The organism is Branchiibius sp. NY16-3462-2 (assembly GCF_001594145.1).
Taxonomy (GTDB): domain Bacteria; phylum Actinomycetota; class Actinomycetes; order Actinomycetales; family Dermatophilaceae; genus Branchiibius.
Genome location: NZ_LVCF01000025.1, coordinates 311722 through 332873, shown reverse-complemented (window position 1 = coordinate 332873; position 21152 = coordinate 311722). Strand labels below are relative to the sequence as shown.

The following is a 21152-nucleotide window of genomic DNA, read 5'->3' as shown; positions in this document are numbered from 1 at the left end:
CGAGTCTGCGTCCTGGCCGTGGCGGGCCTCGGTCTCAGCCTGGCAGCGTGTTCGGGTGGATCGTCAGGTACGCCGACCGCGGGCTCCTCGTCGGCCGGCACCTCCGCGGCGAGCAGCACGCCATCCTCGGGGAGCACGACCTCCAGCACGTCGGTCACTTCAAGCACAGCGAGTACCACGGCGAGCACCAGCGCCAAACCAGTCGGCAGCGTCACGATCATGGCTGGCGGTGACATCTTCACCAACGAAGGTCTGATCGCGCAGGCAAAGGCTGACGCGGGCGGCACGGGCTATGACTTCGTGCCGCAACTGATCGGCCTCAAACCGCTGGTCACGAAAGCCGACGTAGCGATCTGCCAGCTGGAAACGCCTCTGTCACAAACGAATACGAATCTCGGCCACGGCATCGTGCACAACAGCCCGCACCAGGTAGCGCCGGCAATCAGGGCCACGGGGTACGACGGCTGCAGCTTCAGCAACAACCACACCTTCGACAACGGGTTGACCGGGATGGTGCAGACCCGGGCCATCATGACCGCCAACGATCTGCAACTGGCCGGGCCGCAGGACAGTGCGGATGGCAAGCCGGGACAGCCCGCGTGGTACGAAGCGGACGGGTTCAAGATCGCCCAACTGTCCTACAGCTACACGCTCGACAACTTCGCCGAAGGCAGTCAGACGGGCACCCCGGCATCGGCACCGTTCCTGAAGAAGAACCTCTTCAGTGTCATTGGGGCACAAGGGATTATCGCTGACGCGAAGGCCGCCCGGGCGGCGGGAGCGGATATCGTGGTGGTCTCGATGCACTGGGGCACGCAGTTCAAATTCACCCCGGACGCCGACGACATCGCGCTGGCGCAGCAGATCGGACAGTCCGGTGCCGTCGACTGGATCATCGGCAACCATCCGCACGTGGTGCAGGGCTGCGACAAGATCGGCGGGATGTTCGTCAACTACGGCTTGGGCAACCAATTGTCCGACCAGGGAACGCAATTCGGCTATCCGGTGCAGACCCAGGACGGCATCGGAGTGATTGTTACATTCGAGCGGTCTGCGGATGGCACGATCACTGCGGCGAAGGAGCAGTACCAGCCCACCTGGGTGGATCGGTTACACGGTTACCGGGCGTACGTCGTACCCGAATCCGGCGCACCGGCGGCAGTGGACCCGGGCTCCTGGGCCCGCACCTCGAAACTCATCACGAGTCGCGGCAACGGTTGCAACCTGTCGGCGATCAGCTGACGGTGCTCGCGCTCACCGAGCGCAACAGGGCGATGGTTCGTTGCACCGCGGCTGAGGTCGTCGCATCATCCAGCACGAACGCCACGATCCGCCGCCGCGGTCCGTCAGTGATCGGAACGATCGCGATGTCCGGCGGTGGGGTGGCGACGGTGAGTAGCGGCAGCACCGCGACCCCGATCCCCGCGGCGGCGAAGGCCAGCGACGAGTGATGGTCCGAGGTCACCGCGGCGAAGCGTGGGGTGAACCCGGCAGCTTGGGTTGCCCCTCGCAAGATCGCGGCGCAGATGTCGGCTCCGCTGGTGTCACTGATCCACCGCTCAGCGGCCAACTCGGACAAGACAATCGAATCCCGTTGTGCCAGTGGATGATTGACGGCAACCGCCACCACGTAGTCCTCCTCGCACAACGGGACGCGGGTGTACCCCGGCATCGTGCTCGGCGGTCCGGAGGGATCCTCGGTACGCAGATCCAACTGGGCGCCGTCCGGGAGCTGCACGCCCGGCAGTTCGTTCAGGTTGACCGTCAGCTGCAGATCCGGGAACTCATCACGCAACCCGCGAGCCACCTGGGGCATCCAGACCTGGCCCGCGGAGGCGAAGCTGGCAATGGTCAGCGTCTCGGTGCGTCCTTCCCGCAGGTCGTCGACCACACCGTTCAGCCGGGACAACTGAGCCATCACCGCATCGCTCTGCTCGGCCAGAACGCGGCCGGCCGGTGTCGGTGCGATGCCGCGGCCGTCCTTGGCGAAGAGCGCCAGGCCGGTCTCCTTCTGCAGCGCGGTCAGGTGCTGGCTGATGGCCGACGGGGTATAGCCGAGGTTCGTCGCTGCGGCCTGCACCGAACCGCTGGCGACGACGGCGCGGAACACCCGCAGCCGGTGGACGTCGATCATCCTCCGACCGTACAGCACTACTGAATGGTGATGCAGAAAGAATCGCTGGTGCTAATCAATCAGGGGCGCCACGCTGGAGACATGACACCGCGAAACAGCTACAACCACAACGAACATCTCGCTTTCACCGACCGCGACCGGGCACGCATGACCGCAGATCTACGAGCCCTGGGTGCCCCGGAGTACGCCGATCGCGCGCCGGGTCTGTTGAGTCGCCTGCTGCACCGTCCCCGGCATTACTGACCGCCGACGGGTGTGGGACGGGCTGTCCCACAAAACCGGCGGCTGAGGGTCAACGCCTCCCAAAGTCGGTGGTGGCGGCCCGCGAGCCCTAGCGTTGACGTATGACTGCTGAACCGGCCCCGCACGAGGACTACGACGTGGTCGTGATCGGCGGTGGACCCGCCGGTGAGAACGCCGCGCAGTACGCGATCCAGGGCAGCGACCGGACCGCCGTGCTGATCGAACGCGAACTGGTCGGCGGCGAGTGTTCTTACTGGGCGTGCATGCCCAGCAAAGCGCTGCTGCGACCGGTGGAGGTGACCGACGCAGCCCACGCCCTGCCGCTGATCGGCGACGTGCACCCGGACCTGGCCAGGACGCTCGAGCGACGCGATGACTTCACTTCTCATCTCAACGATTCCGGTCAGGTGAAGTGGGCTGAGGATGCCGGGATCCACGTTCTGCGCGGCAGCGCCCGACTCAGCGGCGAACGCTCCGTCACGATCACCGACAGCGACGGCAACCAGCACACCGTGCGCGCCCGGCACGCGGTGATCATCGCCACCGGCACGACCGCGGTGGTGCCGGACCTGCCCGGTCTGCGCGCGGCGTACCCCTGGACCTCCCGCGACGCGACCAACCTGCACGAGGTGCCGGGCCGGATCGCGATCCTCGGACTCGGCGTTGTCGCCTGCGAGGCGGCGACCTGGCTGGCGGCCCTGGGCGCGGACGTCACGCTGATCGGCCGCAGCAACCGGCCCCTTGAGCGGGTTGAACCGTTCGCTTCCGAGTTGGTGCTAAAAGGCCTGCGGGACAAGGGAATTGAGGTCGTCCTCAACTCCTCGATCGATTCCGTGAGCCGCCCCGACGCCCGCCAGACCGGCGTCGGGCACGTGCACGGCGGCCCCGTGACCATCACGTACGCCGATCGGCAGGTCGAGGTGGACGAGATCCTGGTGGCTGCCGGGCGGGCACCCGCCACTGCGGACCTGGCCCTCGACGCAGTCGGCGTGAGCACGGACCACGGCTACCTACGGGTCGACGAACACCTCACCGTCCCGGGCAAGCCGTGGCTCTACGCGGTGGGTGACGTCAACGGCAAAGCACTGCTGACCCACATGGGCAAGTACCAGGGTCGGATCGCCGGTGCGGTGATCGCCGCCCGTGCCACCGGAGCGCCACTCGACGGTGACGAGTTCCGGGATCTGGCCGACGACGGGATCGTGCCGCAGGTCGTTTTCACCACACCTCAGGTTGCTGCTGTCGGCCTCACCTCGGCGCAGGCACCGGATGCGCGGATCGTCGACTATGACCTGGCGAATGTGGCGGGCGCGTCCCTGCAGGGTGACGGTTACACCGGACAGGCGCGACTGATCATTGACGGTGACGTGATCGTCGGGGCCACCTTCGCCGGACCGGACGTCGCCGAGCTGGTGCACGCCGCGACCATTGCGATCGTGGGGCAAGTGCCGCTGGCGCGGTTGTGGCACGCCGTACCCTCCTACCCGACGGTCAGCGAAGTGTGGCTGAGACTGTTGGAAACCGTGCGGGGTTGACCTCTAGGTTGCATGTATGGCCGATTTGAAAGTGTTGTCGGACGAATCGGACCGGCCGTTCTGGCGGCGGGCCTGGTTGGTGGTCGGCATCGCGCTGCTGTGCACGCTGGTCGGTCTGATCGTCTGGCGTGGCTCCGGGCTGATCATCAACGTGGTCATTGCCTGGTTTGTGGCGCTCGCGATGGAGCCAGCGGTCGCCAAACTGAGCCAGCGGATGCGCCGCGGGGTCGCGACCGGTCTCGTCATGGTGATCGCGGCCATCTGTGTCGTCGCCTTCATCCTGGTCTTCGGCAATCTGTTCATCGACCAGTTGGTTTCGCTGATCAAGGCCGTCCCCTCGATCACCGACAACGTCCTCACGTGGTGGAACAAGATCACCGGTTCCTCGATGTCCAGCGACACGTTGCTGAAGAACCTGGATCTGTCCAACACGGATCTGGCGGGATACGCCCAGAACGTCGCGGGCGGCGTACTCGGACTGATCGCATCGATCGTGTCGGGGTTCCTCGGGCTGTTCGTGCTGGCTTTCTTCGCCTTCTACATCTCGGCTTCGATGCCGCAGTTGCGGATGTGGTGCGCCACCCGGATGAAGCCGCATCGCCAGGTCCCGTTCCTGGCCGCGTGGGACATCATGAAGATCAAGGTCGGTGGCTACATGGCTGCGCGGGTGGTGCTCGCGGCGATCAACTCCGCGTGTAGTGCCATCGCGTTCTACCTGATCGACCTTCCGTACTGGTTGCCGCTGGCCCTGTGGACCGGTCTGGTCGCGCAGTTCGTGCCGAACGTCGGTACCTACATCTCGATCATCCTGCCGGTCATCGTCGGTCTTACCTCAGGGCATTGGATCAACGGTGTGTGGGTGCTGGCGTATGCGCTGATCTACCAGCAGATCGAGAACCTCACGATCGAGCCGAACATCTCGGCGAGAGCCGTCGATCTGCACCCGGCGGTCTCCTTCGGTGCGGCAGTCCTCGGTGGCCAACTGTTCGGCGTCGCCGGCGCACTCCTCGGGGTGCCGATCGGAGCGACCTGCGTGGCCCTGACCGAGATCTACAAGACGAAGTACCCGGTCACCGACGAGACGCAGGCCGAGGTGGCTTCACTCGTGGCCCAGGAAGAAGGCCAGGACACCGGGGAACCCGCAGCCACTGCGTAATCGTTGGCCGAGACAGTCAACCCACGCCTTCTCTAGAGTGGTGCCAGTCGAACAGCGCCGACGAGGGCGCGCTAGGAGGAACCTGATGTCCAATCTCGATCTTGACGCCCCCACACCTGACGAGCCCGCGGAGTCGGCGAGCGCCGTACCTGCCGCATCGGCACCGGCCGCTGAGTCCGCCCCGGCCGCTCCCGCTGCTGAGTCGGCACCGGTCGCAGCGCCCGCCCCGGCTGCTGCACCTGCTGCTGCGCCTGCCGCCCCGGTGGCCACGGTCGAGCCCACGCCGGCTCCGGTCATTCCCGCGGTCGCTCCGGTCAACTCCACCGCCCTGGTGCTGAACCCGCCGGATGCCGTGGCCGTCGTCGAGGAACACCAAGCGGTGCAGGCCGTTCCGGTCTCGAGTGAGGAGCAGGCCAAGATCGAAGCGCGCGCCAAGGCGTTCGTCGAGGATCTCGCCAGCGTCGACATGCAGTCACCGGCCTTTACCGAGAAGGTGAACTCGATCATCCTGATGGGCGACAGTGACATTCGCCGTTCGTCTGCGGTGTCCAACCGGATGCTGGACCGTCCCTCGGTGCGGATGGACAAGGATTCACCACAGGGCAAGGTCGCCAAGACCCTTACCGACCTGCGCAACACCGTCACCGATCTCGACCCGCACCGCGCCGACCTGACCGGGGTGAAGAAGCTGCTGAAGTGGCTGCCTGGCGGCAACAAGGTGGACCACTACTTCGCCAAGTACCAGTCGGCCCAGTCCCAGCTCGATGACATCACCCGGTCGCTGGCCTCCGGTCAGGACGAGTTGCGCAAGGACAACGCCTCGATCGACGTCGAGCGCACCAACATGTGGACCACGATGCAGAAGCTCGGCGAGTACAACCAGCTCGCCACTGCGCTGGATGGTGAAGTGCAGCGCAAGGTCGCCGAGCTCGACGCGGCCGGTCGCACCGACGACTCCCGGATCATGCAGTCGGACGTGCTGTTCGCCGTGCGGCAGCGCCGCCAGGACATCGCCACCCAGATGGCGGTGTCGGTGCAGGGCTACCTCGCGCTGGACCTGGTGCGCAAGAACAACCTGGAGCTCATCCGCGGTGTGGACCGGGCGCAGACGACGACCCTGTCGGCATTGCGTACGGCGGTCATCACCTCGCAGGCGTTGGGTCAGCAGAAGCTGGTGCTGGACCAGATCTCCGCGCTGAACGCCACGACCTCCTCGATGATCGAGGCGACCTCGGAGCAGCTGAAGACCCAGGGCGTGCAGATCCAGGAGCAGGCCGCCAGCAGCACGATCGAGGTCGATCGACTGGAGAAGGCGTTCGACAACGTGTTCCAGGCGATGGACGAGATCGACACCTTCCGGGTGCAGGCCGCGCAGAACATGCAGCAGACCATCGGCGCGCTGCAGAATCAGATCGAACGGTCCAAGCCGTACATGGAGCGCTCGATGCGGCAGAGCGGGGACAGCCTGCCGACGTCGTCTGCGGGGAACACCCCGCAGATTGATTCGTGAAGGCGCTCAAGCACTTTCGCATTGACCTGATCATCACCCTCGCGGTGCTGGTCATCGCCTTCCTCTACGACTCGTGGGCCGGGGTCTACCTGACCGCGGTGTTGATCCTGGTGGAGATCGTCTTCTCCTTCGACAACGCCGCGGTCAACGCGAAGTACCTCGTGCGGCTGAATCACTTCTGGCGACGGATGTTCCTGACCGTCGGCATCCTGATTGCCGTCTTCGGGATGCGGTTGATCTTCCCGTTCGTGATCGTCTGCCTCTCCGGGGGTGTGACGCCGCTGGAGGCGATCGACCTTGCGCTGCAGAAGGGTTCGGTCGACCAGGAGGGCAGCTATGCCGATCTGCTGAACGACGCGCATCCTGCGATCGCGGCGTTCGGCGGGATGTTCCTGCTGCTGCTGTTCCTGGACTTCCTCTTCGACGGGTCGCGAGAGATCACCTGGCTGTCCTGGATCGAGCGACCGCTGCAGAAGCTGGGCCGGCTCTCGACGCTGTCCGTCGCGGTGGCGGGAATCGTCCTGCTGCTGGTGTCCCAGTTCCTCGTGCCTGCCGACGAGGATGCGACGGTGTTGTTCTCGGGCCTGCTGGGGATCGTGATCTATCTGCTGGTCAGCGGTCTGTCCTCGGTCCTGCAGGAACGTGACGCGGCGCGAACCGCGGAGTTGGAGGCGGCTGACCGTTCCGCCGGGCACACCGTGCTGCTCGCGGGCAAAGCGGCGTTCTCGATGTTCATGTTCCTGGAGGTGCTGGACGCCACCTTCAGCTTCGACGGTGTCATCGGTGCGTTCGCGGTGACCCCCGATCCGCTGATCATCATGCTCGGTCTCGGCGTGGGCGCGCTCTACGTGCGGTCCATGACGGTCTTCCTGGTCGACAACGGCACGTTGGGTGAGTACAAATACCTCGAACACGGAGCGCACTGGGCCATCGGGGCGCTCGCGATCATGCTGCTACTGTCGATCCATTGGCACCTGGGCGAATTCGTGATCGGAGCGGTGGGGATCTCCTTCATCATCGCGGCGATCATCAATTCGGTGATCGCGCGGCGCCAGGCGATGGCTCCGCCGTCGGATGAGCATGTGACGATCTGACCCCGCCGGTTGTCTCACTGGCTCGGGTCAGGCGAACCGCGAGGACTGCTGCGAGCAGCACGGTGACCACGCCCATCGCGACCAGTGCCTCGCGGACACCGAGCAGATTGCCCAGGACGGGTCCCAGCGGCAACCCGAGGAGCGCAGCGGTCTGGGTGATGCCGTTCATCGCGGCCGACACCTTGCCGCGGTCCTCGTCGGGCGTGCCAGCCATGAGGACGGTCCCGAACGCTGCGTTGAGGACGGCGTTGGCGACTCCTATCCCGACCCCGCAGGCGAGGTAGATCGCGAACGTCGGCGCGAGGCCGGTGCCGGTGCCGAATACGCCGATCGCGGCCAGTGCCACGGGGAGGGCGATGAATCGCGAACGGTCGTCCGGCAGGCGGGCGGCAACCACTGCTCCACTGATCGCCCCGACACCCCACGCAACCGTCGACACGCCGAACCACTCTGCGGGGACGTGCAATTCGTCGCGCACCAGGAACACGTCGAGCACGTTGCCGCCGACCAGGAAGAGCACCACCACGGGCAGGGTGAGCACGAACACCCAGATGCGTGGATCCCGCCTCAACAGGTCGAGGCGTACGCCGTGGCTCGCCTCCATCGTGGCCCCGATGTGTCGCCGGGTGCGGATGGCCAGGACTGCGACCGCGAGCAATAAGAAGGTCGCAGCGTCGATGATTACGGTGAGCCGCACCCCGGCGAGGGAGAGCAGGACGGGACCGATCGCCGTACCTGCCAGTTGAGCGCCCACCCCCAGGCCCTGGACCGCGGAGATCAGCCGGCCCAGGTCGTCGGGCGCGACCAGGCGCGGCCCGAGTCCGGACCAGGTGGCCATCCCGATCGCCTGGGCGGACTGGATGAGCAGCACGAGCAGGAGGAGTACGGCGAGGTGCGGCGCCCAGAGCAACCCGAGGCACAGCGCCGCCTGGGCTGAGGTGACCGCGAGCAGGACGGTCCGCGAATCGAAGCGGTCGGCGATCCGTCCCGCCCACGTCATCAACAGCACGAGGGGCAGCGCTTCGCAGGCCATCAGAGCGGCGACCGCGAATTCGCCCTGCCCGCTGTCGTGGACGTGCAGCAGGAGGACCACATCGAGGACGGCATCGCCCAGGACGCTGGTCGTCCGCCCGATGAGCATGACGGCCACGTCCCGATTGCGAAATAACTGCTTCATAAATATGAAAGTAGTGCTTCGCAATGATCGGCGGCAAGGGAGTGTGAAAGACTTGTTTCATGGCCAGGCAGGCGCGAGAACGGTCCGACGAACTGGTGCTGACCGACCCGAAGGCGTATCGGGTGCTGGCTCACGGCGTTCGCCGGCAGCTGCTGGACGTGCTCGGGACCGAAGATCAGCTCACTGCGACCCAGGCTGCTGCGCAGGTCGGCATCTCCCCATCAGCGATGAGTTATCACCTGCGGGCGTTGGAGAAGTGGGGCATCGTCGAGCGCATCGAGCCCACCGGCGACGGGCGCGAGCACCCCTGGCGCCTCGCAGCACGCAGCATTTCGTTCCAGACCGAGTCGGCGCCGCGGGAGCGGCGAGCGTTCGCCGCACAGCATCTCGACCGGCTCGCGACAGCGGTCGATCGTGGTTCCGTTAAGGGCGGCGACGTGCGGCTCATCGAGAGCGCTGCGTTGCTGACGCCTGAGGAACTGGACGAGTTGGCGGGCAGACTCGAGGAGTGGCTGGCGCCGTACGAGAAACGCCGGCGTAAGGGGCAGCCCCGCGTCGAGGGTGCGCGGGCGGTGCAGGTGTTCTTCGCAGCAACGTCCGAACCGGGCGCGGGATGAGCGCTGTCAGGTGGCGGCGGGGAGCACTTCGCTGAGCTGCACGAACTTCAGCCCGCGCGCCTTCAGGGCGGGGATCGCGCGGTCGTAACCGGGCGCCGTACCTGACTGGGGCCGGTTCATGTGCCCGATCACGATGGCACCGGCAGGCGCAGCCTTCACCTGCTGGTAGACGACGTCGGCCGGAAAGGTGGCCCCCGCGTCGCCGTTGGTCTCGAAACTGATCAGCTGCTGACCGGCGAAATCCGCTGCGCGAGAGGCAACGTCGTCGGTGTAGGCGGTCCCCGCCCGCATGAAACGCGGCCGATGGCCCCACGTGTCAGCCATGTAATGGAAGTTGCCGGCGAGCTCGTCCCAGACCTCCCCGACGTTGCGGGTGCCCGGATCGCCGTACGCCGATCGGCCAGTGACCGACAACGGCACGTGCCGGGTGCCGTGGTTCCCGATCTCGAAGAGCGGGTCGTTCAGCAGTTCCTTGAAGATCTTCGGATTGTGCTGCGCCCACTGCATCGCGATCATCAGGGTGGCCTTCGCCTCGTGCTTGCGCAACGCCGCGATCAGGTCGGCGTTGTAGCGCAGGACCTTGCCGCCGCACGCGTCGAAGGTGAGCGCAACCGCGTCCTTGCCCGCACCGTCGGTGGGGAACTTCGTCAGGACGCCGGGTGCGTAGAACCCCCAGTACGTGGGCTTCTGCCCCTCGAACTTCGCCACCGTTTCCGTGCGGCTGCGCAGCTCGAGCAGGTTGCTGGCTGTTGGGGTGGCCGACGGCTGAGTTGACGAGGGTGCGGTCGTCGGTTGGGGCACGGAGCGCGTGGCCGACGAGCACGCCGCCACACTGCTGGCGACTGCTGCAACGGAGCCGATCAGCACCGACCGCCGGGCGATATCCACGCCTGTGACGGTAGGAGCCGCACCTGAAGGAACCCTGACTCTACGCGTCGGTTACCCGGACCAGCGGGTGACGCCGCCGACCACTGTGCGTACGGCGCGTGCCTGGCTGATCGCGATCGGTGAGTCCGCGGCGAACAGGTCGGTGTCGACCGCCACAAAGTCCGCGAGTTGACCCGGCACCAGCTGACCGGCAGCGGTGAATCCCCCTGCGGCCAGCCACGATCCGGTCGTATGTGCTCTGATCGCCTGCTCCAGCGTGACTCGTTCCTCTGGGTGCCAACCGCCGCTCGGAGTCCCATCGGGTCGCTGCCGGGTGACGGCCGCATAGAGCGTCGCCAGCGGGTCAGGCAACTCAACCGGCGCATCGGTCCCGAAGGCCACGAGGGCTCCGGCGTCGAGCAGGGTCCGGGTGGGGTACTGCAGCACGTCGTGACCGCGCAGCAGATCGTCCGCCAGGTCCATGTCGCTGGTGGCGTGGGTCGGTTGGACGGAGGCGATGACGTCCAAAGCGGCGAAGCGTGCGACATCCGCGGGTGCGACGTGCTGGGCGTGCTCGATCCGTAGCGGCAGGCCGACTCCGTTGCCGCGGAGGCGTTCATAGACGTCCAGGACGCGGGTGTTGGCCCGGTCACCGATCGCGTGGGTCGTCACCGCGATGCCGTGCGATGTCGCCCGAGAAGCCAACTCCCACAATGCATCTGAGTCAGTGACCTCGATGCCCTGGTTGTCCTCGTCGCCGTGGAACCCGTGGTGCATGTCGCAACTGTGCGAGCCCAGCGCGCCGTCGCTGAAGATCTTCATCGGTCCGGTGCGCACCCAGTCGTCACCGTCCCCGGAACGACGACCGTCGGCGATCGCCACGTCGAGCGCGGTCACGGGTAGGCACTTCACGACCCGGATGTCGAGAGTCCCCGCAGCAGCCATCGCCAGATAGGCCGCCCGCACGTCCTCGCCGTCGATATCGGTCACCGCGGTGACCCCCAGCGACAACAGGTGCTCCTGCAGCCGCGGCAGCAGCACGGTCAGGTCACCGCCGAGATCGGTGGTCTGCAGTGCCTCCAACCCACGCCCGGCGGCTTCCCGTAGCAGGCCGGTGGGCTCGCCGTCCGGCGTACGATCGATCGCGCCGCCCTCCGGGTCGGGAGTCTCACGGGTGATGCCAACTGCTTGCAGTGCAGCGGAATTGGCCCACATGGAGTGACCGTCGCGGCTGGAGAGGGCGACCGGGTGGTCGCCGCTGACGGCGTCGACCGCCCACCGGTCCGGCCACACGCTCGGGCTCCACAGGTTCATGTCCCACCAGCCGCCGAACAGCCACTCACCGGCCGGGCGAGCGGCCGCATGCGCTTCGATCCGGGCCAGCGCCTCGTCCAGGGATCGCGTCGGCCGCAGGTCCACGTCCGCCATGGAGCGGGCCATCCACCCGGTGTGGATGTGCGCGTCATGCAACCCCGGGATGACCAATTCCCCTGGTAGGTCGATGGTTTCGTCGACGTCACCGGACGACACGATGCGTTCGCCGTCGACCAGCAGGCTCGTCACCCAGGGTTGGTGCGGGTCACCGGTCCAGATGCGGGGGTGGCGGTAGAGCGTGGGCACGGACCTACTGTAAGAGGCGTCCGCAGGCCAGGTTGGCGTGAGAACTCGCAGGACGGCCACCCGGCGCACCTAGGCTGATACACCGTGACGATCCGCGAGCGCCTGGCCGGGGTGGCAGACCTGTGGCGTACGCCGATGAGTGTGCCCGCGACGCCCCTCACCCGGCGCCAACTGAACACCGAGACCGTGCTGGTGCTGTTGCTCAGCCTGGGCGCCTCGGCGATCTACAGCCTGCTGTCGATCATCCGCCGACTGGTGGTGGCGGCTCAGACCAACACCAGCCTGAACCAGCAGAGTTCGTCCCTGAACACCTCCCAGGCCCAGCAGCAGTGGCTCGACTTCATCTATCAGGTGGTGGGGATCGGTCTGGCCCTGGTGCCGGCGATCCTGGTGATCCACCTGCTCGGCCGCGAGATGACCAGCGCGACGCGGTATCTCGGGTTCGACCTGACCCGGCCCAAGTTCGACCTGTCGCTGGGCGCGCTGCTGGCCGCGTGCATCGGGATCCCGGGTCTGGCGCTCTACGTGATCGCCCGCGACCTGGGTTTCAACACCACCGTGGTCGCCTCCGGCCTGGGGGACACCTGGTGGTCCTGGCCGGTGCTGATCGCTTCGGCGGCGCAGAACGCGATCGTCGAAGAAGTGATCATGCTGGGGTATCTGTTCACCCGCTGGACGCAGGCGGGGTGGCGACTGCCGGTCGTGCTGATCACCTCCGCAGTGGTCCGCGGCAGCTATCACCTCTACCAGGGCTTCGGCGGGTTCCTGGGGAATCTGATCATGGGCCTGGTCTTCGGGCTGGTCTATCTGCGGGTACGCCGCGTGCTGCCGATGGTGGTCGCGCACACAATCCTGGATACCGTGGCGTTCGTGGGATACGCATTACTGCACAACTCGGTGGGCTGGCTCTGATGGCGCGCAAGAAGGGTCCGGCACAGAAGGGTCCGGCGCAGACGCCACCCAAGAAGGCTGCCGCGCCCGGCGGCACGCCCAGCGCGCCTACCCCCAAGACGCCCGCGCTCCCCGGCGGCACCAACGTCGCCCACCCCCCGACCTTCACCGAGTTCGTCGCCAAGGACGTGACCTGCAAGGTCGGCGAGAACGTGATGCTTCCGCCCACCAGCATGCGGGTGCGGCCCGGGGAGAACGTCGCGATCCTCGGTGAGAACGGTGCGGGTAAGACCACGTTCTTGCGGGTGCTGAGCGGCAACCTCGAACCCAGTGGCGGCACGGTCACCCGCGACGGTCGGCCCGTCGACGAGCGCGACCCGGCGAACCGCCGGGTCATCTCCAGTTTGATCGGCCCGATCGCCGGATTCCGCGATATGACGATCGCCGACCACCTGATCCTGGTCGACCAGACCTGGGGCGGGGACCGCGCGGGCGCCGGCGACCGGATCGCTGCTGTGCTGAACCGCCTCGACATCCTCTCCCTCGCCAACCGGTACCTGTCGGAGGTGTCTTCGGGACAGCGGCAGTTGGCCGAACTCGCGATGGCGTTGCTGCGCCCGAGCGCGTTGTTGGTCCTGGACGAGCCGGAGCAGCGCCTGGACGCCGGACGCCGCGCGATGCTGGCCGAGGTCCTCGACGAGCGCCGTAAGCAGGGCTCCTCGATCGTGTGGGTCTGTCACGACCCGGTGATGGCCGAGAGCGTCGCCACCCGGATCGAACGCTTCCCGCAGGGCGGCAGCAAATGACCCTCAGCGCCGAGGAACTGCGCGAGGACAAGCACCGCCTGGCCGACGCCTACGAGTTCCGGCTCAAGGGTGAGGGCAATCCGCTGTCCGGATCCCTGTTCGCCGCGTACGTGCTGGGTCTGGTCGGTGTCATCTACGGCTCGGTGCTGATGCACTACGTCTTCACCCAGTGGCCGCAGACCCTGACCTTCGTGCACCAGAACCCGGTGATCGCCACGCTGATCCCGATCGTGGTGATCGCGCTCGCCATCCTGGTCGCATGGCGTGCGGGCCGCACTCGGGGGCCGGCCGTGCCCGAGCCCGGATTCATCGAGACGATCGTGCGCACCGATCTGCCGCGGTCGATGACCCTGCGCAACTCCTGGCGCGGCAGCGTCATCGTGGTCGTCGCCACCTGCCTCGGCCTCGGCGCCGCGGTACCGATCGGGATGACCCTGGCCAACGTGACCCCGGCCGTGATCCCGGTCGGGATCGTGCTGGGTGCGATCGCCGCCGCCGGGATCCTGCGGGCCTGGCTCGCCGGTCAGGTGGCCGGACACGGCCCGGTGGGCACTCGGCGTACGTCCGCGTTGCTGGAGGAGTTGCCCGCCCAGGCGGTGTTGCAGCAGTCGTTGCTGTCCGAGAGCGTCACGATGTCGCTGACCGCCGGGGACTCGCGCCGGGCCCGCACCCAGGTGTTCCAACTGCGCCTGAGCCACCGGCCCGAGCGGATCGCGGTCTCCGGACCGCGCGCCACCATCCTGCGCGCCGACCTGGCCGGGCTGCGACGGACCGGTACCGCCAGCCTGGCCTGGTTGGTCGCGCACCTCGCGGCGATCATCACCGGCAGTCTCGCGGTCGTCCTGCACGCGCCGTCCCCGCTGGTCCTGCCCGTCTTCTACCTGCTGGCCCATCTGTCGGCCACCGGCCTGACCCGGGGTCACCAGGCCCAGGCGGACGGCGCGGGAGTGCCCTCGATCCTGGGGCTGTCCTGGCAGGAGCAGACCATCCTGCACCTGGGCCCGCTCGCGATCGTGGACCTCGTGGTGTCGCTGGCCACGGGCCTGCTCAGTGGCGCCGCGCCGGCGCTCGCGGTGTCGCATGCTCTCGCCCTGACTCTGACGGTGATCGGTGGTCAGCTGCTGTCGGCGCACAAAGCCAGCCCACCGTCGGCGCTGATCGGCATGTCCACCGGTGCCGGCGGCGGAGGCGCTGCACTGTGGATGGCGCACCCGGCGATCGTGGTCGTGATCTCCGCCTTCCTGGCCCACCTCGGTCCCACCATCGCGGTGGCAGCCGGTGCGTTCGTGGTGCTGATCGGCTGGCAGCGGGCAGCCAGCCGCTACGCACCCGCGCGGCTGAAGGAATCGATCTTCGAGCAGGCGGCGGCGCAGGCCCAGGAGCGCGCCGCGGAGAAGGCCAAGAAGGCTAAGTAATCGTCAGCCGGACCGGCGGTGCCACCGGCTCGGGGAGCCGTAATGGTCTGTCTCCCGGGCTGATCCGGCCCAGAACCCGGGGCATCGCGGAGCCGGTCATCCCGGGCAGGACACCCGGCACCCCGTGCCAGGTCAGGTAGCCCAGGAGCGCCATCAGATAGCCCTCCTTACTGTCCGGGTCGAGCCCCAACTCATCGGTGGTGCCGACCGGTGCCCCCAGATGGTGCTCGATCCGGGCCAGCATCGCCGGATTGTGCGCGCCACCCCCGGAGGCGTACAACCGGCTGATCCCGAACGGCCGCACGGAATCCGCGACGGTGATCGCCGTGAATTCGGTCAGCGTCGCGACCAGGTCGGAGTCGCTGAGCGGAGTCAGTCCGGCCAGATGCTCTGCGACGTACTCCCGGTCGAAATGCTCCCGCCCGGTGGACTTGGGCGGCTCGAGGGAGAAGTAGGGATCGTTGAGCAGACCGGTCAGGGCCAGAATGTCCACGACCCCGGTGGTCGCCAGGAATCCGTCACGGTCGTAGGCCTCGCCGGTGCGTTCCTGCACGGCCAGGTCGATGAGGCAGCTCGCCGGCCCGGTATCAAAGGCCAGGACTGAATCACCCTGCAACACGGTCACATTGGCGATCCCGCCCAGGTTCAGCAGCGCCGAACCGGGCGGCAGCGAGCGCAGCAGAAGGCCGTCCAGGGTTCCCGCCAGCGGGGCGCCCTGGCCGCCTGCGGCGATGTCCCGGTTGCGCAGGTCAGAGACCACGGGAAGACCGGTGGCCTGCACGATGTGCGCCGGTTGGCCCAGTTGGATGCAGCCCATCGCCACGCCGTTGGCGCGGACCCAGTGGAAGATCGTCTGTCCGTGGCTGACGACCAGCTCCGCATCGACCGCCGCTGCGTGGAGTGTGGCCGCGACCGCTGCGCCGATCTCCTGGCCGCACAGCACGTCCAGCTCGCATAGTTCCTGCGCATCACACGGCGCGGGCGGTAGAGCGGCCAGCAGACGTTCGCGCACCCCGTCGGACCAGGCGTGCGTGGTGGCGTGGATCGGTCGCAGGGTGATGGTGCCGGTCTCGATACCGCTCAGTTCCGCGACCGCGACGTCGATCCCGTCGATGGAGGTCCCCGAGATGCTGCCAGCGACGATCATGCGACGCTCCGGCTGACCACGGTTTCGTGCGGCAGATCGTGGTGGGTCAGCAGCAGGGCCGCACCGTCGAGGGCATCGCCCTTCGGGCTTAGCCACGTCACGCCGGGGACTCTGGCGCCCAGGAGATCCACGAACCGCGGACCCAGCCCGCCCAGGCCTCCGAGCAGCGCGACCTGGTGCGCATCGTCGTACCCGATCGCGTCCCGCACGGTCGCCGCCAACTCGTTGGCGGCCCGGTCGAACAACCCGGCGGCCTGGGCGTCCCCCTCACGCCAGAGTTCGGCGAGGCCGGGCACCAACCGCCCGCGTTCGGCGGCGGCCGCGGCATCCGTGCGGGCCGCCACTGCGGGCCAGTCGGCACCCAGGGTGGTCTGCACGACCGCACGTACGCCGGCCTGCGCCTGACCCTCGGACATCAAGTCCAGGGCGGCCCGCCCGAGCCATCCGCCACTGCCACGATCGCCCAGTTGCGGCCCGGCACCGTCGCAGATGTGCACGGCGCCCGCACGGGTCACGGCCACCGCCACGGCTCCGGTGCCGGCGATCAGGACCACCCCCGCCTGGCCACCCAGGGCGCCGAGGTGGGCCGTGATGGCATCGCTGGTTACGACGCTGCTGGCCGCACCGGTCACGGCGGTCAACTCGCCGGCCAGCTGTGCCCTTCGTTCCGGGGCAGCCAGCGCTCCGGCGGCGCCGACGGCCACGGCGGCCACCGCATCCGGTGGCGCCACCTGCGCGATGGCCGCGACCGCGTCCGACAACCCGTCCGGTTGGCTCAATCCGGCAGCACCGGGGCCAGTGGGCAGATCGCGGCGTGATCCGTCCGGCAACGACACCGCGGCAGCTGTTTTGGTTTTGCCCAGGTCCACCAGGAGTGCGGGGCTAGTCTGGTTTTGGTTGGCCGCGGTCACGTCTTGAGTATGGCAATTTTTTCCGTCGACGGGCGGCTAACGCCATTTATTGCCATGAGTGCACTATCGTGGCCGCATCCGGGCCCCCTGCGATGTCTTTTCCCGGCGGAACTGCAAGGAGTGCGATGGCGACTCACACGGACACCCAGTCGGACCCGTCCTCCGATGTCTTGGTGCGTTTGCGATCGGCGTTGCCCGCCCTGCAACCGGCCGAACACCGGGTCGCCGAGGTCGTGCTCAACGATCCCGCCGGAGCAGCGGGTCTTTCGATCACCGAACTCGCGCACCAGGCGGGCACGTCGGTGGCGACCGTCGCCCGGTTCAGCCGGTCGACGGGCTTCGGGGGATACCCCCAGTTGCGGCTCGCGCTCGCGGCCGGCGCGGCCCGCGAACGGGCGTTGAGTGCCCCCAGTCGCCGACCACCGGAGGACCTCAACGCGGACTCGCCGCTCGCGGACGTGGTCAACACGATCATTCATCACGAAGTGCGAGCGCTGCAGGAGACCGCCGAGCACCTGGACCTGGCCGCTGTGCAGTCGGCGGTCGATGCCGTCGCTGCCGCGCGACGGACCGATGTGATCGGGATGGGCGCCAGTGGTGGTGTCGCTCGTGATCTCGCGGCCAAGTTGCATCGCTCCGGTCGGATTGCCTTCTGCTGGGAGGACTTTCACGCCGCCGCAACGGCGGCCGCGCTCGCCGGGGTCGGTGACGTGTTTATCGGTGTTTCCCACTCCGGGGAGACCGTCGACACGATCGAACCGCTGCGGCTGGCCGGTGAACGTGGCGCGACCACGATCGCGGTCACGAACTTCCCCAGTAGCACGGTGGCCTCCCTCGCGGACATCGTGCTCACGACGGTGGCGCGCGAAACCGTGTTCCGGTCCGGCGCCACCGCAAGCCGCACGGCGCAACTGGCGGTCATCGACATCCTCTTCGTCGGTGTGGCACGCACCCAACTGGCGGAGACCACCGACGCGCTGAGCCGGACCTTCGATGCTGTTGACTCCCGACGGTCGGCCAACCGGCGCGGGCAACGTCGCCATCCCCGATCGTCGTCGAGCGGGCTGCCGTGAGCGGCCTGCCGCCCGAATTGGCGCTCGGCGGTTTGCGCACCGAGCAGGCCAATCCGGCATCGGCGCAGCTTGATTCCATGAGCACCCGGCAGATGGTCGACCTGATGAACGCCGAGGACGCGACGGTGGCGACCGCCGTCCACGCTGTCCTTGCCGACATCGCGCGGGCCGCGGATCAGGTCGCTGCCGCCCTCGGCTCCGGCGGTCGGTTGATCTACGCCGGAGCAGGCACCAGCGGCCGGCTCGGCCTGCTCGACGCGGTGGAATGTCCGCCGACCTTCGACACCGATCCCGAGCAGGTGATCGCCCTCCTGGCGGGTGGGCCCGGTGCCTTCCTGCAAGCCGTGGAGGGCGCGGAGGACGACGAGTCCGCGGGGGCACGAGATGTGGATCTGGTGGACCTCGGCGAACACGATGTTCTGGTGGGGTTGGCGGCCAGCGGTCGCACGCCGTACGTGCTGGGCGCGCTGCGCCGGGCCCGGGAGCGGGGCAGTGCCACGGTGTCGGTGGCGTGCAACCGCGGTGCGGCGATCAGTCATCTCGCCGACGTGGCCATCGAAGTGGACACGGGACCGGAGGTACTGACCGGCTCGACCCGGCTCAAGGCGGGCACTGCGCAGAAGATGGTCTGCAACATGTTGTCGACCGTCGCGATGGTCAGGATCGGCAAGACCTACCGCAACCTGATGGTCGATATGCGGGCGAGTAACGCCAAACTCGCCGATCGCGCCGGCCGGATCGTGGCGCAGGTGAGCGGGGTCGACACCGACACCGCCCGGGCGGCGATCGACGCCGCCGGGGGCAGTGCGAAGGTGGCGATCGTGATGCTGCGCGGTGGCCTCAGCGTGCCCGATGCGATGCGTCGGCTGGATGCGGCGGAAGGTATCGTCGCAGGCGCGATCGACTGACGCTCGAACCTTGGAGTTTCCCCTGTGACGACTGACGTACCGGTCTCCCGTCGTGCCTTGCGGGAGGCCCGTACCCATGAGTCACGACCGGCGGCCGCCCGCCCGGTATCGGGCTGGGACGCGGCGTATTTCCTGGTCGAGATGGGCGTCTACAGCGGTGTCAGCGTTGCGGCACTACGTCGGGTCAACGGGGCGTGGAGCGATCTGAGCGCTCCGGGGCTCCTCGCGGCCACAGCCGCCATCGCGCTGATGGCCGTCGTCTGGGGTCTGTGGGGGGCTGAGCACGCGGCGCATCGCCGGCGCGGCGGCTGGGGGCTGCTACTGGAGTACGGCTGGATGGTGATCGGTGTCGCAGGCTGGCTGGTGGCAGGTCTGCCCGCCGTCGGCATCCCGCTGGCCGGGGCCGTCGCGGCCCTGATGGTGCGGCGGTTGTACCAACCCGTGTGACGCGGGCAACACTTCCCAGTTACCGTGGAGTATGACCAATCTCGCCGCGAACCTGCACACTTCCGCCGCCGCGTACCCCGACAACGTCGCCATCAAGCTGGACGACTTCGAGTTGACGTACGCCGCTCTCAAGGACGCCGCCGGACGGCTGGCTACCTATCTGGAGTCCGAGGGAATCAAGCCGGGCGACCGGATTGCCCTCTCCCAGCCCAACCTGCCCACCTTCCCGGTGATCTTCTACGGCGCGCTGCAGGCCGGGGCGATCGTCGTACCCATGAACCCGCTCTTCAAGCCGCGCGAGGTCGAGTACTACCTGAGCGATGCGGGCGTCTCGCTGCTCTTCGGCATGCCCGGCGACGCCGCCGTGGGCGCCGAGCAGGCCGGGGTGAAGTTCTTCGAGACCGACCCGACCTCGCTGCTGTCGCTGCTTCCGCAGCACGAGCCGAAGGCGGACATCGTCGACCGCGCCGACGACGACACTGCGGTCATCCTCTACACCTCCGGCACCACCGGGCGGCCCAAGGGCGCGGAGCTGACCCACGCCAACCTGAACACCAACCAGGAGGTGGTCGCCCGCACCCTCATCCAGCTCGGGCCCGATGACGTGGTCTTCGGTTGCCTGCCGCTCTTCCACGTCTTCGGTCTGACCTGCTCGATGAACACCTCGATCGCCAAGGGAGCGACGCTGACGCTGATCCCGCGCTTCGAGCCGGCCAAGGCGTTGCAGATCCTGGAGCGCGACAAGGCAACGATCTTCGCCGGTGTGCCCACGATGTACAACGCGATGCTGATGGCGGGTGCCTCGATGCCGGACGTCGACGTCTCCTCGCTGCGGACCTGCTGCTCGGGTGGTTCGTCCATGCCGGTCGAGGTGATGCGCAAGTTCGAGGACCGCTTCGGTGCGAAAATCCTTGAGGGCTATGGACTTTCGGAGACCTCACCGGTCGCCTCGTTCAACCACCCGAACGCCGAGCGCAAGCCCGGATCGATCGGCACTCCCATCGAGGGCGTCGAGATGCGGCTGGCCCAGTCCGACGGCTCGGACACCCCGGCCGGTGAGATCGGCGAGATCGCCATCAAGGGCCACAACATCATGAAGGGCTACTGGAACCGTCCCGACGCGACCGCTGAGGCGATCCGGGACGGCTGGTTCTTCAGTGGCGACCTGGCCAACAAGGACGAGGACGGTTACTACTACATCGTCGACCGGGCCAAGGACATGATCATCCGTGGCGGCTACAACGTCTACCCGCGCGAGATCGAGGAAGTGATCTACGAGCACCCGCAGGTGGCCGAGGCGGCCGTGATCGGTATCGCTCACGAGCACTACGGGGAGGAAGTGGCGGCGTACGTCGTGCCGACCGAAGGTGCCGACCTGGACGTGGACACGTTGCGGGAATGGATCAAGGAGCGGGTCGCCGCCTACAAGTACCCGCGGGTGATCGAGTTCATCGGCGAACTGCCCAAGGGTGCCACCGGCAAGATCCTGAAGCGCGAACTGCGCACGTTGGCTGAGGATTCCGCGCAAACCGAGGCGAACCAGAGCGCAGGCGTGTAGAACATTGCTATAGCGGCTTCGCGACTGAGCGCCCCGACCACGC

Annotated in this window: 21 protein-coding genes; 15 read left to right on the top strand and 6 right to left on the bottom strand. The window is 67.6% G+C overall.

Features of this window, described 5'->3' with window-relative positions; translation table 11 throughout:
- The first annotated feature begins 47 nt into the window (after positions 1 to 47).
- Together AZH51_RS07655 and AZH51_RS07650 are read left to right on the top strand one after the other, a co-directional pair.
- Positions 48 to 233, top strand: a complete 186-nt coding sequence (locus AZH51_RS07655) for a hypothetical protein (RefSeq protein ID WP_291522915.1) — start codon at positions 48 to 50, stop codon at positions 231 to 233.
- A complete protein-coding gene (locus AZH51_RS07650) occupies positions 220 to 1242 on the top strand; it encodes a CapA family protein (protein ID WP_291522913.1) in 1023 nt (340 codons plus the stop codon). Before AZH51_RS07655 ends, AZH51_RS07650 begins: the two co-directional genes overlap by 14 nt.
- On the opposite strand, the gene AZH51_RS07645 is transcribed toward AZH51_RS07650, so the two are convergent.
- Entirely contained in the window at positions 1235 to 2134 is a 900-nt protein-coding gene (locus AZH51_RS07645) for a LysR family transcriptional regulator (RefSeq protein WP_291522911.1), read from the bottom strand. The genes AZH51_RS07650 and AZH51_RS07645 overlap by 8 nt on opposite strands.
- Positions 2135 to 2215: 81 nt before the next feature.
- Here AZH51_RS07645 and AZH51_RS07640 point away from each other — a divergent pair, with 81 nt between their 5' ends.
- From AZH51_RS07640 to AZH51_RS07620, 5 genes are all read left to right on the top strand, one after another.
- Positions 2216 to 2377, top strand: a complete 162-nt coding sequence (locus AZH51_RS07640) for a hypothetical protein (protein ID WP_291522909.1) — start codon at positions 2216 to 2218, stop codon at positions 2375 to 2377.
- A 101-nt stretch (positions 2378 to 2478) separates the two neighbouring features.
- Positions 2479 to 3912, top strand: a complete 1434-nt coding sequence (locus tag AZH51_RS07635) for an NAD(P)/FAD-dependent oxidoreductase (protein ID WP_291522907.1) — start codon at positions 2479 to 2481, stop codon at positions 3910 to 3912.
- Between the two features lie 16 nt (positions 3913 to 3928).
- Positions 3929 to 5068, top strand: a complete 1140-nt coding sequence (locus AZH51_RS07630) for an AI-2E family transporter (RefSeq protein WP_291522905.1) — start codon at positions 3929 to 3931, stop codon at positions 5066 to 5068.
- Between the two features lie 85 nt (positions 5069 to 5153).
- Positions 5154 to 6578, top strand: a complete 1425-nt coding sequence (locus AZH51_RS07625; protein WP_291522903.1) for a toxic anion resistance protein — start codon at positions 5154 to 5156, stop codon at positions 6576 to 6578.
- Entirely contained in the window at positions 6575 to 7672 is a 1098-nt protein-coding gene (locus AZH51_RS07620; RefSeq protein WP_291522901.1) for a DUF475 domain-containing protein, read from the top strand. The genes AZH51_RS07625 and AZH51_RS07620 overlap by 4 nt, the downstream gene beginning before the upstream one ends.
- On the opposite strand, the gene AZH51_RS07615 is transcribed toward AZH51_RS07620, so the two are convergent.
- Positions 7608 to 8849: an MFS transporter gene (locus tag AZH51_RS07615; RefSeq protein WP_291522899.1), complete on the bottom strand. Its 1242-nt coding sequence runs from the start codon at positions 8847 to 8849 to the stop codon at positions 7608 to 7610. The two genes, AZH51_RS07620 and AZH51_RS07615, sit on opposite strands and share 65 nt — an antisense overlap.
- Positions 8850 to 8908: 59 nt before the next feature.
- Between AZH51_RS07615 and AZH51_RS07610 the strand changes: the two genes are divergently transcribed.
- A complete protein-coding gene (locus AZH51_RS07610; protein WP_291522897.1) occupies positions 8909 to 9466 on the top strand; it encodes a helix-turn-helix domain-containing protein in 558 nt (185 codons plus the stop codon).
- Positions 9467 to 9472: 6 nt separating this feature from the next.
- On the opposite strand, the gene AZH51_RS07605 is transcribed toward AZH51_RS07610, so the two are convergent.
- Positions 9473 to 10354 (bottom strand): polysaccharide deacetylase family protein, encoded by an 882-nt coding sequence (locus tag AZH51_RS07605; protein WP_291522895.1) that lies wholly within the window; start codon positions 10352 to 10354, stop codon positions 9473 to 9475.
- Between the two features lie 51 nt (positions 10355 to 10405).
- Positions 10406 to 11953 carry an amidohydrolase gene (locus AZH51_RS07600; protein ID WP_291522893.1) on the bottom strand — a complete coding sequence of 516 codons (1548 nt, stop codon included), beginning with the start codon at positions 11951 to 11953 and terminating at the stop codon, positions 10406 to 10408.
- Between the two features lie 84 nt (positions 11954 to 12037).
- On the opposite strand from AZH51_RS07600, the gene AZH51_RS07595 reads away from it, so the two are divergent.
- From AZH51_RS07595 to AZH51_RS07585, 3 genes are read left to right on the top strand one after another with little or no spacing between them, the layout of a single operon-like run.
- Positions 12038 to 12865: a CPBP family intramembrane glutamic endopeptidase gene (locus AZH51_RS07595; protein ID WP_291522891.1), complete on the top strand. Its 828-nt coding sequence runs from the start codon at positions 12038 to 12040 to the stop codon at positions 12863 to 12865.
- Positions 12865 to 13650, top strand: a complete 786-nt coding sequence (locus tag AZH51_RS07590; protein WP_291522889.1) for an ATP-binding cassette domain-containing protein — start codon at positions 12865 to 12867, stop codon at positions 13648 to 13650. Before AZH51_RS07595 ends, AZH51_RS07590 begins: the two co-directional genes overlap by 1 nt.
- A complete protein-coding gene (locus tag AZH51_RS07585; RefSeq protein ID WP_291522887.1) occupies positions 13647 to 15065 on the top strand; it encodes a hypothetical protein in 1419 nt (472 codons plus the stop codon). The genes AZH51_RS07590 and AZH51_RS07585 overlap by 4 nt, the downstream gene beginning before the upstream one ends.
- On the opposite strand, the gene AZH51_RS07580 is transcribed toward AZH51_RS07585, so the two are convergent.
- Together AZH51_RS07580 and AZH51_RS07575 are read right to left on the bottom strand one after the other, a co-directional pair.
- Positions 15058 to 16212 carry an anhydro-N-acetylmuramic acid kinase gene (locus tag AZH51_RS07580; protein WP_291522885.1) on the bottom strand — a complete coding sequence of 385 codons (1155 nt, stop codon included), beginning with the start codon at positions 16210 to 16212 and terminating at the stop codon, positions 15058 to 15060. The genes AZH51_RS07585 and AZH51_RS07580 overlap by 8 nt on opposite strands.
- Positions 16209 to 17123 carry a BadF/BadG/BcrA/BcrD ATPase family protein gene (locus AZH51_RS07575; RefSeq protein WP_291522883.1) on the bottom strand — a complete coding sequence of 305 codons (915 nt, stop codon included), beginning with the start codon at positions 17121 to 17123 and terminating at the stop codon, positions 16209 to 16211. Before AZH51_RS07575 ends, AZH51_RS07580 begins: the two co-directional genes overlap by 4 nt.
- Positions 17124 to 17248: 125 nt before the next feature.
- Here AZH51_RS07575 and AZH51_RS07570 point away from each other — a divergent pair, with 125 nt between their 5' ends.
- The 4 genes from AZH51_RS07570 to AZH51_RS07555 are packed head-to-tail and all read left to right on the top strand — an operon-like array spanning position 17249 to position 21109.
- Complete coding sequence (locus tag AZH51_RS07570; protein WP_291522881.1) at positions 17249 to 18196, top strand: MurR/RpiR family transcriptional regulator; 948 nt, start codon at positions 17249 to 17251, stop codon at positions 18194 to 18196.
- The gene (murQ, locus tag AZH51_RS07565) at positions 18193 to 19104 is read left to right on the top strand and encodes an N-acetylmuramic acid 6-phosphate etherase (protein ID WP_291522879.1); all 912 of its coding nucleotides are present in this window, start codon (positions 18193 to 18195) and stop codon (positions 19102 to 19104) included. Before AZH51_RS07570 ends, murQ begins: the two co-directional genes overlap by 4 nt.
- 24 nt (positions 19105 to 19128) lie before the next feature.
- Positions 19129 to 19551, top strand: a complete 423-nt coding sequence (locus AZH51_RS07560; RefSeq protein ID WP_291522877.1) for a DUF2568 domain-containing protein — start codon at positions 19129 to 19131, stop codon at positions 19549 to 19551.
- Between the two features lie 31 nt (positions 19552 to 19582).
- Positions 19583 to 21109, top strand: a complete 1527-nt coding sequence (locus AZH51_RS07555; RefSeq protein ID WP_291522875.1) for a long-chain fatty acid--CoA ligase — start codon at positions 19583 to 19585, stop codon at positions 21107 to 21109.
- Positions 21110 to 21152: the final 43 nt, after the last annotated feature.

Excerpts from the sequence above, each read along its gene's own strand:
- AZH51_RS07555 (WP_291522875.1), top strand. The coding sequence starts at position 19,583 with ATGACCAATCTCGCCGCGAACCTGCACACTTCCGCCGCCGCGTACCCC.
- AZH51_RS07645 (WP_291522911.1), bottom strand. The coding sequence starts at position 2,134 with ATGATCGACGTCCACCGGCTGCGGGTGTTCCGCGCCGTCGTCGCCAGC.
- AZH51_RS07580 (WP_291522885.1), bottom strand. The coding sequence starts at position 16,212 with ATGATCGTCGCTGGCAGCATCTCGGGGACCTCCATCGACGGGATCGAC.
- AZH51_RS07610 (WP_291522897.1), top strand. The coding sequence starts at position 8,909 with ATGGCCAGGCAGGCGCGAGAACGGTCCGACGAACTGGTGCTGACCGAC.
- AZH51_RS07585 (WP_291522887.1), top strand. The coding sequence starts at position 13,647 with ATGACCCTCAGCGCCGAGGAACTGCGCGAGGACAAGCACCGCCTGGCC.
- AZH51_RS07590 (WP_291522889.1), top strand. The coding sequence starts at position 12,865 with ATGGCGCGCAAGAAGGGTCCGGCACAGAAGGGTCCGGCGCAGACGCCA.
- AZH51_RS07570 (WP_291522881.1), top strand. The coding sequence starts at position 17,249 with ATGGCGACTCACACGGACACCCAGTCGGACCCGTCCTCCGATGTCTTG.
- AZH51_RS07615 (WP_291522899.1), bottom strand. The coding sequence starts at position 8,849 with ATGAAGCAGTTATTTCGCAATCGGGACGTGGCCGTCATGCTCATCGGG.
- AZH51_RS07630 (WP_291522905.1), top strand. The coding sequence starts at position 3,929 with ATGGCCGATTTGAAAGTGTTGTCGGACGAATCGGACCGGCCGTTCTGG.
- AZH51_RS07635 (WP_291522907.1), top strand. The coding sequence starts at position 2,479 with ATGACTGCTGAACCGGCCCCGCACGAGGACTACGACGTGGTCGTGATC.
- AZH51_RS07640 (WP_291522909.1), top strand. The coding sequence starts at position 2,216 with ATGACACCGCGAAACAGCTACAACCACAACGAACATCTCGCTTTCACC.
- AZH51_RS07625 (WP_291522903.1), top strand. The coding sequence starts at position 5,154 with ATGTCCAATCTCGATCTTGACGCCCCCACACCTGACGAGCCCGCGGAG.
- AZH51_RS07650 (WP_291522913.1), top strand. The coding sequence starts at position 220 with ATGGCTGGCGGTGACATCTTCACCAACGAAGGTCTGATCGCGCAGGCA.